The sequence below is a fragment of the Nocardioides soli genome (assembly GCF_014191495.1).
Lineage (GTDB): Bacteria > Actinomycetota > Actinomycetes > Propionibacteriales > Nocardioidaceae > Nocardioides > Nocardioides soli.
The window spans coordinates 279,136-294,781 of record NZ_JACHWR010000001.1; the positions used below are offsets into that span (position 1 = coordinate 279,136).

Consider the following 15,646-nt stretch of genomic DNA (forward strand, 5'->3'; position numbering starts at 1 on the left):
GCCTCCCTGGCTGGGTTCACCCCGGGAGGCGCGATCTCGACCTCATCCCTTGATGAACCCGCGCCCCGACGGTGACCCCACCTGGTGCCGCCCGGGCGAGGCCGTCGGGCGGTGAGCCAGCAACCGATTCGGTGCCGCAGACGGTTGCCAGCACACCGCCAGGCCGGTCGGCCGTCGTGGCGGTGCGTGAGCAACCTTCCCGGCATCGCAGAAGGTTGCTGGCTCACCGCCGGCCGGACCCCCGGGACTCGCAGGCCATCCACACCACCTCGGAGGACCGACGCGGGCCGGCGCGTCAGGCCGGGCCGACGACCGCGAGGATCTCGGGGCGCCCGAACACCTCGCGCCCGACCGCGCGCACCTCGTCGAGCGTGACGGCGTCGATGCGGGCCATCACCTCGTCGATGCTGAGCAGCTCGTCGTGGACGAGCTCGGCCTTGCCGATGCGCGACATCCGCGACGCGGTGTCCTCGAGCCCGAGCACCAGCCCGCCGCGCAGCTGACCCTTGCCGCGGGCCAGCTCCTCGGCGGTGATGCCGTCGCGGGCCACCTTGGCGAGCTCCTGGCGGACCACGGCGAGCACGTCGTCGAGCCGGTTCGGCAGGCAGCCGACCGAGACCCCCACCAGGCCCGAGTCGGCGTGGTGGGAGGAGAACGAGAACACGGAGTAGGCCAGCCCGCGGAGCTCGCGGACCTCCTGGAAGAGACGGCTCGACGTACCCCCGCCGAGCGCGGTGTTGAGCACGCCGAGCGCGAAGCGCCGGTCGTCGTCGCGGCGCAGGCCCTCCATGCCGAGCACGAGGTTGACCTGCTCGAACGGGCGGCTCGCCTCGATCAGCCCGGAGGTGACCCGCTTGCGGCTGCCGTGCCGCGGCGGCACCGGCGCCTCGCGGACGTCGAGCCAGCCGTTGCGGCCGAAGGCCGTACGCACCTGGCGGACCAGGCTCGCGTGGTCGACGTTTCCGGCGGCGGCCACAACGACGTTGGCCGGCCGGTAGTGCCGCCGGTAGAAGCGGTGGACCTGGGCGCGCGTCAGCGCCTCGATCGACTCCTCGGTACCGGCGATCGGGCGGCCCAGCGGGCTGTCGCCCCAGGCCCGGGCGGCGAACAGGTTGTGCACGACATCGTCGGGATCGTCGTCGTGCATCGCGATCTCGTCGAGGATCACGTCGCGCTCGGCCTCGACGTCGGCGGGCGCCAGCGTGGAGCCGGTGATCATGTCGCCGAGCACGTCGACCGCGAGCGGCAGATCCTCGTCGAGCACCCGCGCGTGGAAGCAGGTGTACTCCTTCGCCGTGAACGCGTTGAACTCGCCGCCCACGGCGTCGAGGGCGACCGAGATGTCGAGCGCGGAGCGCTCCGCGGTGCCCTTGAACAGCAGGTGCTCGAGGAAGTGCGAGCAGCCGTGCAGCGCGGGCGACTCGTCGCGCGAGCCGACGCCGACCCACACCCCGATCGCGGCCGAGCGGACGCCGGCCTGCTGCTCGGTGATGATCCGCAGCCCGCTGGGCAGGGTGGTACGGCGTACCCGCGCGGTCACCTGACCGGCGGCGTCACGCTCGGTGTGCAGCGTCACCGTCCGCTGAGAAGACGGCGACCCGCCAGAGAGCTTCTGGCGGGTCACCGTGTTCGGAGCCTTGGTCACTCGGCGTCGTCAGCTCCCTCGGAGCCCGACTCCTCGGCGTCCCCGGCACCCTCCGCGTCCTCGACGACGGGGACGAGGGACAGCTTGCCGCGGTCGTCGATCTCGGCGATCTGGACCTGGATCTTCTGGCCGACCGAGACGACGTCCTCGACGGCGTCGACGCGCTTGCCGCCGGCCAGGCCGCGCAGCTTGCTGATGTGCAGCAGGCCGTCCTTGCCCGGGAGCAGCGAGACGAACGCACCGAAGTTCGTCGTCTTCACGACGGTGCCGAGGTAGCGCTCGCCGACCTCGGGCATCGTCGGGTTGGCGATCGCGTTGATCGCGGAACGGGCGGCCTCGGCGGCCTCGCCGTTCGTCGCACCGATGTAGATGGTGCCGTCGTCCTCGATCGAGATCGACGCCTCGGTGTCGTCCTGGATCTGGTTGATCACCTTGCCCTTCGGGCCGATGACCTCGCCGATCTTGTCGACGGGGATCTTGATGGTGATGATCCGCGGCGCGTGGATCGACATCTCCTCCGGCTCGTCGATGGCCTCGGCCATCACGTCGAGGATCGTCATCCGGGCGTCGCGCGCCTGCTGGAGCGCCTGCGCGAGCACCTCGGCGGGGATGCCGTCGAGCTTGGTGTCGAGCTGCAGAGCGGTCACGAACTCGCGGGTGCCGGCGACCTTGAAGTCCATGTCGCCGAACGCGTCCTCGGCGCCGAGGATGTCGGTCAGCGCGACGTACTGGGTCGAGCCGTCGATCTCACCGGAGACCAGGCCCATCGCGATGCCCGCGACCGACGCCTTCAGCGGCACGCCCGCCTGGAGCAGCGCCAGCGTGGAGGCGCAGACCGAGCCCATCGAGGTGGAGCCGTTGGAGCCCATCGCCTCGGAGAGCTGGCGGATCGCGTACGGGAACTCCTCGCGGTCGGGCAGCACCGGCAACAGCGCCCGGCGGGCGAGCGCGCCGTGGCCGACCTCGCGGCGCTTGGGCGAGCCCACGCGGCCGGTCTCGCCGGTGGAGAACGGCGGGAAGACGTACTTGTGCATGTAGCGGCGGTGCTTCTCCGGGGAGAGCGTGTCGAGCTGCTGCTCCATCTTGAGCATGTCGAGCGTGGTGACGCCCAGGATCTGGGTCTCGCCGCGCTCGAACAGCGCCGAGCCGTGCACCCGCGGGATCACGCCGACCTCGGCGTGCAGCGGCCGGATGTCGGCCAGTCCGCGGCCGTCGATGCGGACCTTGTCGCGCAGGATGCTCTCGCGCACGACGGCCTTGTTGACCGAGCGGAACGCCGCGCCGAGCTCCTTCTCGCGGCCGGCGAACTGCTCCTCGAAGTGACCGAGGACCCGGTCCTTGAGCTCGTCGGTGCGGTCCTGACGCTCCTGCTTGTCGGCGATCTTCATCGCGGCGGCGAGGTCGGCCTTGGCGAACGACTCGACGGCCGAGAAGACGTCGTCCTCGTAGTCGAGGAAGATCGGGAAGTCCTGGACCGGCTTCGCGGCCACGTTGGCCAGCTCGGCCTGCGCCTCGCAGAGCTGCTTGATGAACGGCTTGGCCGCGTCGAGACCGCCGGCGACGACCTCCTCGGTCGGGGCCTGGGCGCCGGACTGGACCTTGCCGAAGCTGGTCTCGGTGGCCTCGGCCTCGACCATCATGATCGCGACGTCACCGGTCTCGGTGACCCGTCCCGCGACCACCATGTCGAAGACGGCGTCCTCGAGCTGGCTGTGCGTCGGGAACGCGACCCACTGGCCCTCGATCAGCGCCACGCGGACGCCACCGACCGGGCCGGAGAACGGCAGGCCGGAGAGCTGGGTGGACAGCGAGGCGGCGTTGATCGCCAGCACGTCGTACGGCGCGTCCGGGTTCAGCGCCATCACGGTGATGACGACCTGGACCTCGTTGCGCAGGCCCTTCTTGAAGGTGGGGCGCAGCGGACGGTCGATGAGGCGGCAGGTGAGGATCGCGTCCTCGCCGGGCCGGCCCTCGGAGCGGAAGAACGAGCCGGGGATCTTGCCCGCGGCGTACATCCGCTCCTCGACGTCGATCGTCAGCGGGAAGAAGTCGAAGTGGTCCTTGGGGTGCTTGCCGGCGGTGGTCGCCGAGAGCAGCATCGTGTCGTCGTCGAGGTAGGCGGTCACCGAGCCGGCGGCCTGCCGGGCGAGCAGCCCGGTCTCGAACTTCACGGTGCGCTGGCCGTACTTGCCGTTGTCGAGGACGGTCTCGACGGCAGAGATCACGGGCTCGTTGGATTCAGTCAAGGGTCGTTCCCTGTTCTGTCGCGGAGCGAGCCGCGGCGTCCCGCTCACCCGGCGGGAGTGTGCTCGTGGACGAGTCCCTGCCGAGCGGAGCCGGTCTTCGATCGAGGCCCGCAGACCGCGAGGTCTGAGAGCCACTACCGAGGACCGGGCCAGACGGGCGGGTCGCTCCTGGTTGTTTCCGATGTTGTTCAGTTGTGGAACGGGTCCGAGCCTAGCCGGATCGGACCCGGATACGAGAGGAGCGGCTGCCCGAGAGGGGCAGCCGCTCCGCCCCGGAGACGGGGATGATCAGCGACGGAGGCCGAGGCGCTCCACGATCGAGCGGTAGCGCTCGATCTCGGTCTTCTGCAGGTAGTTGAGCAGGCGACGGCGCTGACCGACGAGCAGCAGCAGCCCACGACGGCTGTGGTGGTCGTGCTTGTGCTGCTTGAGGTGCTCGGTGAGGTGGCTGATGCGGTGGCTCAGCAGCGCGATCTGCACCTCGGGCGAGCCGGTGTCGCCCTCGGTCGTGGCGTACTCGGCGATGATCTTCTTCTTGGTCGCCGCGTCGGTACCGATCGACATGCGGGCTCCTTCCTCGGCCCTCTCGGGCACAGTCTTCGTTGCGCGGCGCGCCCGGGCCTGTTCACCGGGGCACTCTGGTTCCGCGGCCGTTCTGACGGCGTGTCGCCTCCGTGGAGGCAACCTGAGAAGACTAGCGCGCTGGGTCGCTCGCGGCCGAATCCGCATGTGATGATCGAGCCGTGCCACGACGCCTGGGAGCCGGGCTCGCCCTCGCGCTGCTGACGACCCTCCTCGTCGCCGCGCCGATCGGCGCGGCGACGGGGAGCGCGCGCGTCGACGAGCCCGCGTGGGCCCGCGGGCTGCCGGCCCGGACCACCCAGGTGGTGCGCACGGTGTCGAGCCGGACGTACTGCCGCCAGGTCTGGTGCACCGTCACCCAGGCCTGGGAGCGCGGTGACGACGGCGTCTGGACGATGCGCCGCGAGTTCCGGTCCACGATCGGCTCGCGGGGCTGGGGCAAGCAGCGCGAGGGCGACCGGCGCTCGCCGCTGGGGGTGTTCCGGATCAAGGTGACGTTCACGACGACGCCGGCCAACCCGGGTCGGATGCCGTGGCGCCAGCGGCGCGCGACCTCGGTCGTCTCGGCCGCGGCCGGGCCGAACTACAACACCTGGCTCGAGGTCCGCGGCGTCACGTCGGGCAACCGACCGTCGATGCGATCGGGCTGGGTGCTGGACTTCAACCACGTCCGGCTCCGCCCGGGGGCGGGCGCCCGGCCCGTACCCGGCAAGGGCAGCGGCATCTTCTACCACACCTCGAAGCCGGGACACCCCTGGGCGCCGACCGCGGGCTGCACCCAGGTCGGCAACCCGCAGCAGATGCGCTGGCTGCTCACCTGGCTGCGCCCGGCGGCCCAGCCGCGGGTCGTCCAGGAGCGCTGAGCACGACCGAGCCCACGGCCGGGCTACGGCTCGTCGGTCCCGGCGACCTGCTGGCGCAGCCTGCGCAGGGCGCGGTGCCGCGCGACCCGGACGGCGGTCGGGCTCAGCCCGAGCGCACGGGCCGTCGTGGCGACGTCGAGGCCGACCACCTCCAGACAGGCGAGCACGTCGGCCTCCCGCGGGCTCAGCAGGGCGAGCAGTCGGCGGGTCTCGGCCTGGCCGACGACCGCGCCCTCGGGCGACCCGACGACGCCCCAGGCGTGGTCGGCGGGGTCCGGCTCCCGCGGATCGGTACGCCGTCGCCGCGCCGCGCGCCGGCGGTTGTTCAGGGTCAGTCGGGCGATGGTGAACAGCCAGCCCGCGAAGTCGTCGTCGGACCCGGTGAACTCGCCGATCTTGCCCGCCGCGGTCAGCCATGCCTCGGCCGCGACGTCCTCGGGCGAGGCGGTCGGGTCGCCGGACGGCAGGGACGCGAGCCAGGCCTCCAGCCGGCGCGCGTGCCGGGCGTAGAGTTCCCTCCAGGCCGCCTCGTCGCCATCGCGCGCCGCGGAGACGAGCGGACCGTCGCGTCGTGGTCCGGGCATCGCACTCCTTCCGAGACTGGCCCGGGGAGCGTAACGATCCGCGGGACTCGTGACATGTTCTCCATGTGCGACCCCGTCCCTCCCGTGCCGAGCTGCGGCGCCTGCTGCGCGCTCCGGTCGACGACCCCACCGTCGGCGACCGCACCGTCGACGACCGCACCGTCGACGACGAGTTCATCGCCCGGCTCGCCGCCGAGGCCCGCACGGCACCCCGACCCGCCGCCGCGCCGCCGCGCCGCCGGCTGCTCGCGCCGGTGGCCGCACTGGTCGCGGCGGGCCTGATCGGCGGGGTGGGCGCCTCCTACGCCGCCGGCATCGTCGAGCCGCGTTGGCCGCTGCACCCGGCTCCCGAGCGCTCCCCGAAGCCGACGCCGACCACCCCGGCCGAGCCGACACCGGCGCCTCCCGCCGGCGGCCCGGCGACCGGGCCATCGACACCCCTCGCGCCGGGAGCCGGCGATGGCGACCAGGGCACCGGACGCGGCAACGGGCACGGCAACGGCAACGGCAAGGGACACGGCAGCACCGGCAATCCCGGCCAGGGCCAGGGCAACGGCCAAGGCCAAGGCCAAGGCCAGGGCAACGGCCAAGGCCAAGGCCAGGGCAACGGCCAAGGCCAAGGCCAGGGCAACGGCCAAGGCCAAGGCCAGGGCAACGGCCAAGGCCAAGGCCAGGGCCGCGGCAACGGCCAAGGCCCGAAGCAGGGCAGCGGCCCGGGCCACGCAACGAATCCGAAGCCCGGCAAGAAGGCAGGCAAGGACCGCGGTCACGGTGGCGATCGGCCGGGCACGGGTCAGGGGCATGGCCAGGGCCAGGCTCAGGACACGGGCGAAGACCGCGGTCGAGGCACCGCGCCCGGCGGCTCGGGCCCGATCCGCGAACGTCCTGTAACGCTCCGCCCCCGTCGCGACATGTAGCCACTGAGTTGTCCCAGGGACGTCCGCGTCCCGAGATCGAGGAGTTGAGCATGCACCGCTTCCGCACCACGACCGCCGCACTCGTGTCGAGCGTCGCCCTCGCCGTGACCGGCGCGCCGTTCGCGGCCCACGCCGACAAGCCGGACCCCTGCGCCAAGCGGGAGGCACAGGTCGCGAAGGCCGAGGCCGCGCTGGCCCACGTGACCGCCGTCTTCGCCAAGCAGCAGGAGAAGGTGGCCGACGCCCAGGAGGCCGTCACGCACGCCGACAACCGCAACGCCAAGGCCGAGGCCCGCGCGCAGCTCGGTGCGGCCAAGGCCGACAAGGCGAAGGCCAAGAAGGCCAAGAAGGCCCAGCAGATGCGGCTGGCCAAGGCCACCGAGCGGCTTCAGCAGTGCACCGCCCCGGAGGCCCCCGCCGCGTCCTGACCGACCGGCCCCCGATCGCCTCGGCCCGGCGCCCCACCCCCCACGTCGGGCGCCGGGCCGGGCGCCTAGATGAGAGCGGCGGCGACCCGCCGGTGCGCCGCCCAGATCTCCTCGGGCAGACCCTCGAACTGGGCGAGATGCTGCTCCCGGTGGCCCATCTCCTGCTGCCAGCGCGGCACGTCGACGGCCAGCACGGCGTCCAGGTCGGCGAGCGTGCGCTCGTCGAGGCCCTCGAGGTCCAGCTCGTGTCGGGCCGGCAGGATGCCGACCGGAGTCCGGACGCCGGCGACCTCGCCGTTCCGGAGCTGCATCAGCCACACGAGCGGGCGGAGGTTCTCCCGGTAGCCCGGCCACAGGAAACGGCCGTCCTCGCCCCGCTGGAACCAGTTCACGTGCGCGAAGATCGGCTGGCTCTTCGCCGCACCGATGACGTCGAGCCAGTGCTGGGCGTAGTCGGCCTCGGGGTAGGACATGAACGGACGCATCGACATCGGGTCGTAGCGCAGCACGCCCTCGAGGCCGTCCGCCGCTGCGGTCGCCTCGGCGCCCAGCGTGAGTCCGTCGTAGACGCCTTCGGCGAGGTCCGTGATCGCGCGGATCAGCGGCTCGCGGTCCCGGGTGCGGCCGCCGAAGATGACGCCGTGGATCTCCACGCCACGCGGGTCGTCCCAGTCCGCGGCCACGTTCGGGACGTTGCCGAGCTGGGTCGTGAACCGGGAGTTCGGGTGCGCCCACGGGTCGTCGGCCTGCTCGGCGGCGCGCTCGGCGATCGGCTGCCCCGTCCAGTCCAGCCAGCCGTCCAGGTCGGTCGGCTGCGGGCCGCGGCCCTCCCACCAGACCTCCTGGGTCTTCCCGTTGTAGGCGACGTTGGTGAAGATCGCGCCGGAGTTCGGCGTGATCGAGTCGATCGCGGTGGGGTTGGTCAGCTCGTTGGTGTCCTTGGCGACGCCGAAGACGCCGTTCTCCGGGTTGAAGCCGCGCAGCACGCCGTCGTCGTCGACCCAGATCCAGGCGATGTCGTCGCCGTAGAACTCGACGTGGTAGCGGTCGCCGAGGGCGTCGGGAGCCAGCGTCATCGCGAGGTTGGTCTTGCCCGAGGCGGACGGGAAGCCGCCGCAGATGTGGTACTTCCGGCCGGTCTGCTTGTCCGTGATGCCGAGCAGCATGAACTGCTCGACCAGGAAGCCGTTCTTCCAGCCGTCGTAGGAGCCCTGGCGCAGGCCGTGGGCGATCTTGCCGAGCAGCGCGTTGCCGCCGTACGACGAGCCGAAGTGCAGGATCGTGCGCTCGTCCGCGATCGTCACGAAGTAGCGCCGGTCCTCCGGGGTGCCCTGGCCGAGGTTCTCCAGGTCGCCGGTCACGTGCACCGCGCGGACGAAGTCGTTGCCCAGGGCGTTGACGGAGTCGACCCCGACCCGCGCCATCCGGATCATCTGCAGCACGACGTTGCGGTTGTCGGTGAGCTCGACTCCGGCGGCGAACCTCTCGAGCGGCGAGCCCGCCGGGGCCATCAGGTACGGGATGACGTACATGGTCTTGCCCGCCGAGGCGCCGGTCATGAGCTCGACGAGCTTCGGCTTCATCTCCGCCGCGGGCTTCCAGTTGTTGTACGTGCCGCGGTCGCGCTCGTCGGAGGTCGCGACGATGGTGCGCTCCTCCGCGCGGGCGGTGTCCTTGCGGTAGGAGCGCGAGTAGTACCGGCCGGCGCCCACCGGAAGCAGCTCGCCGGCCTCGAGGGACTCGGCGACCAGACGGGCGTCGTCGGCGGCGGAGACGACCTCGACCCGGGAGGCGCCGGTGACCTCGGCCCAGTGCGCGACGTACTCACGCACGTGCGGATTCGTCAGGCCCGCGTCATCGAACACCTTCACCACGTCAAGCACCACGTCAACCATGCGCGTTCCTCATCTCGGGAGTCCAGGCGGGTGAGCCGGAGACTACCCGACATGAAGACTTCTTCATCTGATGTATTGTTGTGACATCGGCAACGCGGATGCGGAGGGAGCAGTCATGGGGGTGCCGCTCTACCAGGCGAAGGCCGAGTTCTTCAAGACGCTCGGCCACCCGGCCCGGATCCGGATCCTCGAGCTGCTCTGCGAGCGCGACCACGCGGTGCACGAGCTGCTGGAGCAGATCGAGATCGAGCCGAGCAACCTCTCCCAGCAGCTGGCCGTGCTGCGGCGTACGTCGATGGTCGTCTCGCACCGCCGCAACGGCGAGGTCGTCTACTCGATCAGCGTGCCCGAGGTCCGCGACCTGCTGCTGGCCGCCCGCAAGATCCTGTCCGGGTTGATCGCCGTCCAGGGTGAGCTCGGACACGAGCTCACCGACACCCTCACCGATACCGCGCCCCGCTGATCCCGCCGTTGTCCTTGCGCATCGTCCTCCACCGCATCCGCGAGCTGGCGCCCCGTTCGTCCGACTGGCGCCACCTGCGCGTCGGGCGGGACCTCACCGCCGGCGTGCTGGTCGCGCTCGTCGCGCTGCCCCTGGCGCTCGGCTTCGGCGTCAGCTCCGGGATGGGCGCCGCGGCCGGGCTGGTCACCGCGATCGTGGCCGGGGTCGTCGCGGCCGTGTTCGGCGGCAGCCGGGTCCAGGTGAGCGGTCCCACCGGCGCGATGACGGTGGTCCTGGTCCCGATCGTCGCCGCGCACGGCGCCAGCGGCGTCCTCGTCGTCGGCCTGATCGCCGGCCTGATCCTGATCGGGCTCGGCGCCACCGGCGCCGGCCGGTTCATGCGCTACGTGCCGGTGCCCGTGGTCGAGGGCTTCACGGTGGGCATCGCACTGGTGATCGGCCTCCAGCAGGTGCCGACGGCCCTCGGTGTCGACGTACACGCGGAGAAGGTGCTGCCGCTCGTCGCGGACGCCGTACGGGCGTGGCTGTCCGATCCGCACTGGACCGCACCGGCCATCGCGATCGGGGTCGCCGTCGGCATGGTCGTCGTGGCCCGGGTGCGCAGCGCGATCCCCGCCGCCCTGCTCGCGGTCGTGGTGGCCACGGCGGGCAACCACTTCCTCGACTGGGGCGCCGCGACGATCGGCGCCATCCCGCGCGGCCTTCCCGGTCCGTCGCTGCCCCGCGTGCCGTTCGCCGACCTGGACAGCCTGCTGCTCCCGGCCGTGGCGGTCGCCGCCCTGGCCGCGCTGGAGTCCCTGCTCTCGGCCACGGTGGCCGACGCGATGACCGTCGGCGAGCAGCACGACCCCGACCGGGAGCTGGTCGGACAGGGTCTCGCGAACCTCGCCGCTCCCGTCTTCGGCGGCATCCCGGCCACCGCGGCGATCGCGCGCACGGCGGTCAACGTGCGGTCCGGAGCCGGGTCCCGGCTGGCCGCCGTCACCCACGCCGTGGTCCTCCTCGGCATGGTGCTCGTGCTCGCACCCTGGGTCGAGCAGATCCCGCTGGCCGCCCTGGCCGGCGTGCTGATCGCCACAGCGGTGCGCATGGTCGAGGTCTCCAGCCTCACCGCGATGCTGCGCGCCACCCGGGGCGACGCGGCGGCGCTGGTGGCCACCGCGGCCGCGACGGTGGTCTTCGACCTCGTCCTGGCGGTGCTGATCGGCCTGGTGGTCGCGGGGTTCTTCGCCCTCCAGCAGACCGCCCGCACCGCCCGTCTCGACCAGGTGCCGCTCGACGAGAGCGACCACGTCGACGAGGAGCGCCGACTCCTCGACGAGCACATCGTCGCCTACCGGATCGACGGGCCGCTGTTCTTCGCGGCCGCGCACGACTTCCTGCTCGAGCTGGCCGACGTCCATCGGGTCCGCGTCGTCGTGCTGCGCATGTCGCGCGTCACCACCGTCGACGCCACCGGCGCGCGGGTCCTGGCCGAGACCATCGCCGGGCTCGAGCGCCGAGGGATCCGCGTGCTGGTCTCGGGGGTGCAGCCCCAGCACGAGCGGGTGCTGCGCGAGCTGCGCGTCCACGACCAGCTCGCCCACGAGCAGCACCTCTTCGCCACCACCCCCGAGGCCATCGCCCACGCCCGGCTGCTCGCCGCGGAGCCCGGCGGGCCGTAGCACTCGACCCGCTCCTCCCGGTGTCGCGTGCACGGGTGGTTTCGAGGCTCAGGCGCCAGAGCGCCTTCGCACCTCAACCACCGACGCCGGTGGTTGAGGTGCGAGGAGCGCCAGCGACGAGCCTCGAAACCACCACGCCCCCGACTCACCGGGTTTCGAGGCTCAGGCGCCAGAGCGCCTTCGCACCTCAACCAGCGACACGGTGGTTGAGGTGCGAGGGCCGCCAGGCCCGAGCCTCGAAACCACCCGTCGAAGCCCGGTCCTTGCCGTCAGCGGGCGCTGACGGCGTACGCCGGCTCCCGCTCGACCACCGGCTCGCCCCGCGGGCGGGACGGGCGCCAGGGCCACCAGACATGGTCGCCGAGCAGCACCAGCACGGCGGGCAGGATCACCAGGCGGATCAGGGTGGCGTCGAGGAGGATCGCGGCGGAGAGACCGACGCCCAGCATCTTCATCTCCAGCATCGACAGGGTCGCGAAGATCGCGAACACCGACACCATCACGGCCGCGGCGCTGGTCACGACGCCGGCGGTGTCCGCGATGCCGCGCTGGACGGCCAGCCGGGTCGGCAGCCCGTGCTGGACGTGCTCGCGGACCCGGCTGAGCACGAAGACGTGGTAGTCCATCGACAGCCCGATCAGCACGACCAGCACGAAGAGCGGGATCCAGTCGATCACGAAGCCCGGGCTGGTGAAGTCCAGGGACCCGCTGAACCAGCCGTGCTGGAAGACCAGCGTCAGCACGCCGAACGCCGCGCCGACCGAGGCCAGGTTGAGCACCGTCGAGATGCCCGCGAGCGCGACGCTGCGGAACGTCGTGACCATGATCAGCATCGTCAGCACCAGCACGAACCCGATCACCAGCCCGAGCCGGCCGCTCTGCTTGTCGGCGAAGTCGAGGCTCGCGGCGGCACCTCCGCCGACGGCGTGCTCGATCCCCGGCGCGTCGGCCAGGTCGCCGAGAGCGGCCGGCACCAGCTCGCCGCGCAGCTCGCGCAGCGCGTCGTCGACGCGCTCGTCGGTCTCGTCGTACGGCATGCCGAGCACGAGCAGCGACGTCGTGCCGTCGTCCGAGGTCTGCACGCCACGGCCCGAGGCCACGAAGTGGCCGGTGTCGACGGCGTCGGAGCTCAGTCGCTCGAGGGCCGCCTGCACCTGCGCCCCCTCCCCCGCGTCGCCGCGGACGACGACCGTCGCGCTGGCGCCCTCGTCGGCCGGGAAGCTCTTGCTGATGTCCTTGACCGTCTGCACCGCGGGGACCGAGGTGGGCAGCGTGTCGAGCGTCCCGGAGTGGGTCTTCATGCCGAGCGCCGGGATCGCCAGGCCGACGATGACGCCCGAGGCGAGCACCAGCGCGACCAGCGGATGCCGGACGACGGGGCCGAGCAGCCGCCGGCTGATGCCGCCCTGGCCGACACGCCGGTTGAGCCGCCACAGCAGCGGCACGCGCGGGCGGTCCGACCAGCGGCCGAGCTTGACCAGCAGCGCCGGCAGCACGGTGATCGAGCCGAGCACGGCGACCGCGACGACGAGGATCGAGCCGATCGCCAGGGAGTTGAACGTCGGGTCCGCCACCAGGAACAGCCCGGCCATCGCGGCGATCACCGCGCCTCCGGAGACCAGGATCGAGTGACCGGAGGTCTGCGCGGCGATCTCGACGGCGTCGAGGGTGCGGTGCCCCTTCGCGCGCTCCTCGCGCTCGCGCTTGAGGTAGAAGAGCGAGTAGTCGACGCCGACGGCCATGCCGATCAGCACGATCATGCTCGCCGTCGTGTCGTCGGAGGGGATCAGGTGCGACAGCGGCGCCATCAGTCCGATGGTGGCCGCGACGCTGGACGCCGCCAGCAGCACCGGGATGCCGGCCGCGACGAGCGCGCCGAAGGCGATCAGCATCAGGACCAGCGTCACCGGGACGCTCGTGGTCTCGGCGGCACTCAGGTCGTCGCCCACCCGCTCGTTGATCGCCGCGTCCAGGCTGACGTCGCCGGCCTGGCGGATGTCCAGTCCGTCGTGCTCGGCCGCGACGCCGTCGACCGCGCGCTGGAGGTCGTCGACCTCGTCGGTGTCGCCGGCCAGCTCGATCGGCACGAGCAGCGCGCTCCGGTCGGCGTTCCACTGCGGGTCGCCGACCTCGGCCACGTGGTCCGCCTCGCCGGCCGCCGCGACGACGTCCTCGGCGGCGGACTCGGCGGCGCTGGACTCGAGCGAGCCGGACCGCGCGGTGATCAGGACGTTCTCGGTGTCCGCCTGGACCAGGTCGGCGTCGTGGACCATGGCGTCCGCGCGGCCCGACTCGCCGACCCGGTAGTCGGCGTCGGTGGTGTTGTTCGTGGGGATCGCGACGGCGAGCCCGACGGCGAACGCGACGAAGGCGATCCAGGCCAGGATCGCGCGCCAGGGGTGCTCCGCGCTCCATCTCGCGGCTCGCATCGGTACTGCTGTCAACGGGTTGCCCATGGCCGTCTCTCCTCGGGTCCTCGATGGCTGGTGTGTCGGTCCCTTCCAGCGTCGGGCCACGCGTGCGGAAGGTCAGGGGCGCCAGGACCCCGGCCGAGGTGGTGCCTGCACCACTGCACAGGTCGGGCCGGCCCGAGAGGATGGGGACGTGGATCGTTTGCGCCTGACCGGGTACGCCGTCGCTCAGTTCTTCCTCGCGATCGTGCTGATCGTGCTGCTCGTGCTCTGGATCGTCGGCGGCGTGCTCGTCGTGGTCTGGATCGGCCTCGGCATCCTCACCGGCTGCCTGGTCGCCACCCGGTGGATCGCGAACCTGCACCGCGAGATGGCCGCCCGCACGCTCGGCGAGCCGATCCCGGTCCCCTACCGCCCGCTGCCGCCCAGTGGCTTCTTCGACAAGGCCCGCGTGGTGCTGGCCGACCCGATGACCTGGCGCGACCTCGCCTGGGTGCTGGTCGCCCCGGTCGTCGGCATCGTGGTCTCGCTGGTCGTGGTGATCCTGCTGCTCGGGATCGTCACGGGCTTCATCTGGTGGTTCGCGACGCCGCCGCTGATGATGGCGCGCGCCCACTTCGACCGCCTCTTCCTCGCCTACAGCCGCACCGAGCGGCTCGAGCAGCGGGTACAGGACCTGACCCACAGCCGGGCCGACGTCGTCGACCACTCCGCGGCCGAGCTGCGCCGGCTCGAGCGCGACCTCCACGACGGCGCCCAGGCCCGCCTGGTGGCGCTGTCGATGAGCCTGGGCATGGCCGACGCGGCGTTCGACGGCGACCCGGAGCAGGCACGCCGGCTCGTGCAGGACGCGCGCGCCACCACCACGGCGGCGATCGGCGACCTCCGCTCGGTCGTCCGCGGCATCCACCCGCCGGTGCTCGCCGACCGCGGCCTCGGCGGCGCCGTCCAGGCGATCGCGCTGGACATGGCGATCCCGGTGCAGGTCGACGTCCGGCTGCCCGGACGGCCGCCCGCGCCGGTCGAGTCGGCGGTCTACTTCGGCGTCGCGGAGTGCCTGGCCAACATCGGCAAGCACGCCGGCGCCCACCACGCGTGGATCACGCTCACCCACGACGACGACCTGCTGCGCGCGGTCGTCGGCGACGACGGACGCGGCGGCGCCGACGCCGCCACCGGGACCGGCATGCTGGGCGTGATGCGGCGGCTGGCCGCGTTCGACGGCACGATGTCGGTGTCGAGCCCGACCGGCGGGCCGACCCTGGTCACCCTGGAGGTTCCGTGCAGCCTGGACCCGATGCCGCACCCAAGCTCGTCCTCGCCGAGGACCACGCCCTCCTCCGGGCCGGCATGATCCAGCTGCTCGAGGGCAACGGCTTCACGATCCTCCACGCGGTCGACAACGCCCCCGCCCTCGAGGAGGCGCTCCGCGACCCCGACGCCGACGCGGCCGTCCTCGACGTACGCCTGCCGCCGACGCAGACCGACGAGGGCCTGCGCGCCGCCATCGCCGTGCGCGAGGCCCGCCCCGGCTTCCCGGTGATGGTGATCTCCCAGTACGTCGAGCAGCTCTACGCCCGCGAGCTGCTGGCCAGCGGCGCCGGTGCCGTCGGCTACCTGCTCAAGGACCGGGTCTCCGACGTGGCGGAGTTCGTCGACGGCGTACGCCGGGTCGCCGCGGGCGGCACCGTCCTCGATCCCGAGGTGGTGGCGACGGTGATGGCCCGCCGGCGCGACGAGCCGCTGGACCGCCTGACCGCGCGCGAGCGGGAGGTGCTCGCGCTGATGGCCGAGGGCCGCTCGAACGGCGCCATCGCCGCGCACCTGCACGTGACCGAGAAGGCCGTCGCCAAGCACATCAACAGCATCTTCGCGAAGCTCGACCTGCCGCTCGCCGACGACGACCACCGCCGGGTCCGGGCGGTGCTGGCCTGGCTGCGCCTGTAAG

Annotated in this window: 13 protein-coding genes; 7 read left to right on the forward strand and 6 right to left on the reverse strand. The window is 72.4% G+C overall.

The window, feature by feature from the left end; translation table 11 throughout:
- Window positions 1-295: 295 nt before the first annotated feature.
- The 3 genes from FHU40_RS01350 to rpsO form a co-directional block, all read right to left on the reverse strand.
- Entirely contained in the window at window positions 296-1,576 is a 1,281-nt protein-coding gene (locus tag FHU40_RS01350; RefSeq protein WP_343057661.1) for a M16 family metallopeptidase, read from the reverse strand.
- Between the two features lie 65 nt (window positions 1,577-1,641).
- The gene (locus tag FHU40_RS01355) at window positions 1,642-3,891 is read right to left on the reverse strand and encodes a polyribonucleotide nucleotidyltransferase (RefSeq protein WP_183590502.1); all 2,250 of its coding nucleotides are present in this window, start codon (window positions 3,889-3,891) and stop codon (window positions 1,642-1,644) included.
- Window positions 3,892-4,179: 288 nt separating this feature from the next.
- Window positions 4,180-4,455 carry a 30S ribosomal protein S15 gene (gene rpsO, locus FHU40_RS01360; protein WP_183590503.1) on the reverse strand — a complete coding sequence of 92 codons (276 nt, stop codon included), beginning with the start codon at window positions 4,453-4,455 and terminating at the stop codon, window positions 4,180-4,182.
- Window positions 4,456-4,634: 179 nt separating this feature from the next.
- Between rpsO and FHU40_RS01365 the strand changes: the two genes are divergently transcribed.
- Window positions 4,635-5,336: a L,D-transpeptidase family protein gene (locus tag FHU40_RS01365; protein WP_343057662.1), complete on the forward strand. Its 702-nt coding sequence runs from the start codon at window positions 4,635-4,637 to the stop codon at window positions 5,334-5,336.
- A 23-nt stretch (window positions 5,337-5,359) separates the two neighbouring features.
- Here the strand turns inward: FHU40_RS01365 and FHU40_RS01370 are convergent, their stop codons facing one another.
- Complete coding sequence (locus FHU40_RS01370) at window positions 5,360-5,920, reverse strand: RNA polymerase sigma factor (RefSeq protein WP_183590504.1); 561 nt, start codon at window positions 5,918-5,920, stop codon at window positions 5,360-5,362.
- 65 nt (window positions 5,921-5,985) lie between these two features.
- Between FHU40_RS01370 and FHU40_RS01375 the strand changes: the two genes are divergently transcribed.
- On the forward strand, window positions 5,986-6,837 hold the full coding sequence (locus FHU40_RS01375) for a hypothetical protein (protein WP_183590505.1): 852 nt from the start codon (window positions 5,986-5,988) through the stop codon (window positions 6,835-6,837).
- Between the two features lie 50 nt (window positions 6,838-6,887).
- Window positions 6,888-7,265, forward strand: coding sequence for a hypothetical protein (locus FHU40_RS01380; protein ID WP_183590506.1), 378 nt, complete (start codon window positions 6,888-6,890; stop codon window positions 7,263-7,265).
- Between the two features lie 65 nt (window positions 7,266-7,330).
- On the opposite strand, the gene FHU40_RS01385 is transcribed toward FHU40_RS01380, so the two are convergent.
- Entirely contained in the window at window positions 7,331-9,160 is a 1,830-nt protein-coding gene (locus tag FHU40_RS01385) for a phosphoenolpyruvate carboxykinase (GTP) (protein WP_183590507.1), read from the reverse strand.
- Window positions 9,161-9,275: 115 nt separating this feature from the next.
- On the opposite strand from FHU40_RS01385, the gene FHU40_RS01390 reads away from it, so the two are divergent.
- Window positions 9,276-9,623: an ArsR/SmtB family transcription factor gene (locus FHU40_RS01390; RefSeq protein WP_183590508.1), complete on the forward strand. Its 348-nt coding sequence runs from the start codon at window positions 9,276-9,278 to the stop codon at window positions 9,621-9,623.
- Window positions 9,624-9,631: 8 nt separating this feature from the next.
- Complete coding sequence (locus tag FHU40_RS01395; RefSeq protein ID WP_183590509.1) at window positions 9,632-11,287, forward strand: SulP family inorganic anion transporter; 1,656 nt, start codon at window positions 9,632-9,634, stop codon at window positions 11,285-11,287.
- 269 nt (window positions 11,288-11,556) lie between these two features.
- Here FHU40_RS01395 and FHU40_RS01400 read toward each other — a convergent pair whose 3' ends face one another.
- Window positions 11,557-13,716, reverse strand: coding sequence for an MMPL family transporter (locus FHU40_RS01400; protein WP_183590510.1), 2,160 nt, complete (start codon window positions 13,714-13,716; stop codon window positions 11,557-11,559).
- A gap of 175 nt (window positions 13,717-13,891) precedes the next feature.
- Between FHU40_RS01400 and FHU40_RS01405 the strand changes: the two genes are divergently transcribed.
- Entirely contained in the window at window positions 13,892-15,052 is a 1,161-nt protein-coding gene (locus FHU40_RS01405) for a sensor domain-containing protein (RefSeq protein ID WP_221199481.1), read from the forward strand.
- Window positions 15,049-15,645, forward strand: coding sequence for a LuxR C-terminal-related transcriptional regulator (locus FHU40_RS01410; protein ID WP_183592138.1), 597 nt, complete (start codon window positions 15,049-15,051; stop codon window positions 15,643-15,645). Before FHU40_RS01405 ends, FHU40_RS01410 begins: the two co-directional genes overlap by 4 nt.
- Window position 15,646 lies beyond the last annotated feature (1 nt).

Coding starts and splice junctions, on each gene's coding strand:
- FHU40_RS01385 (WP_183590507.1), bottom strand. CDS start 9,160: ATGGTTGACGTGGTGCTTGACGTGGTGAAGGTGTTCGATGACGCGGGC.
- FHU40_RS01370 (WP_183590504.1), bottom strand. CDS start 5,920: ATGCCCGGACCACGACGCGACGGTCCGCTCGTCTCCGCGGCGCGCGAT.
- rpsO (WP_183590503.1), bottom strand. CDS start 4,455: ATGTCGATCGGTACCGACGCGGCGACCAAGAAGAAGATCATCGCCGAG.
- FHU40_RS01380 (WP_183590506.1), top strand. CDS start 6,888: ATGCACCGCTTCCGCACCACGACCGCCGCACTCGTGTCGAGCGTCGCC.
- FHU40_RS01410 (WP_183592138.1), top strand. CDS start 15,049: ATGATCCAGCTGCTCGAGGGCAACGGCTTCACGATCCTCCACGCGGTC.
- FHU40_RS01390 (WP_183590508.1), top strand. CDS start 9,276: ATGGGGGTGCCGCTCTACCAGGCGAAGGCCGAGTTCTTCAAGACGCTC.
- FHU40_RS01400 (WP_183590510.1), bottom strand. CDS start 13,716: ATGCGAGCCGCGAGATGGAGCGCGGAGCACCCCTGGCGCGCGATCCTG.